The organism is Variovorax sp. PCZ-1, from assembly GCF_018413605.1.
GTDB lineage: Bacteria > Pseudomonadota > Gammaproteobacteria > Burkholderiales > Burkholderiaceae_C > JANMDU01.
In genome coordinates, this window is record NZ_JAHCDN010000018.1 from 1 (window position 1) to 975 (window position 975).

A 975-nucleotide genomic window follows, 5' to 3' on the forward strand; every position below is an offset into this window, starting at 1 on the left:
TCGGTGCCACGCCATTTGCCACATGCTCAAAGCGACTTCAAGACTACCGATTTGATACCGTCATCTTTGACGAGGCCAGCCAGATCACCGTGCCGCTGGCCGTGATGGCCATGCGCGCCGCAAAAAAATTCATCTTCATTGGCGACCAAAAGCAACTCCCACCTGTCATGCTGTCCAAGTCCGTGCTGGCTAAGGACAGTTTTTCCGTATTCGCACGGCTGATCCAGAAAAAATGTGATGCGGTCATGCTGGACGAAACCTACCGTATGAATCGCTGGTTGACCCAATGGCCAAGCCAGACCTACTATGACGATCAATTGCAAGCCGCTGGAGACAACCGTGAGCGTCAACTGAGCTTGCTGCATGCCCTACCAAGTCGCTTTGCAGCAGTTTTCGACCCAAAGGTTAGCGGCATATTTATCCCAACTAAAGCCATCAACACCCGCACACGCAACGAAGAAGAAGCGCGACTGGTTACCAATTTATGTGATGCTGTGCATCAAGCTGGCCTCCCACTCAAAGAAATTGGCATCGTTTCACCGTTCCGAGCACAGGGCAAAGCTATTCGCACACTATTGGGTGAGCGATTTGGCCAAAGGCAAGCTCAGGCAGTGGTGGCTGACACGGTAGAGCGCATGCAGGGTCAAGAGCGTGAGTTGGTCATTTTGTCGATGGCGACTGGCGATCCTGTCTTCTTGTCAGCCATTGGCGAGTTCTTTTTTCAGCCCGAGCGCCTGAATGTTTCTATCACTCGTGCCAAAACCAAACTCATCGTCTGCGGCCCCGAGCCTGAACGCATACCTGTGAGCGAGCATGAGCATGTGAACCAATGGATAGGGCAATATCGAAGCTTCATCAAACAATTACATCGCGTCGATTTACCGTGAGAGACAAACCACTTTTCATCCCCGAATGGACTCAGGCCAATGCGCGTGAGCGAGCTATCAAGCCTGTCTTGAGCGGCCTAGAGGCGGA

General features: G+C 52.4%; 1 protein-coding gene. It reads left to right on the forward strand.

Translation table 11 applies throughout. The features are described from left to right. Window positions 1–887 (forward strand): DEAD/DEAH box helicase (locus tag KIH26_RS16895; RefSeq protein WP_213446864.1); only part of this gene is annotated, 887 nt, incomplete at its 5' end. Between the last annotated feature and the right edge of the window lie 88 nt (window positions 888–975).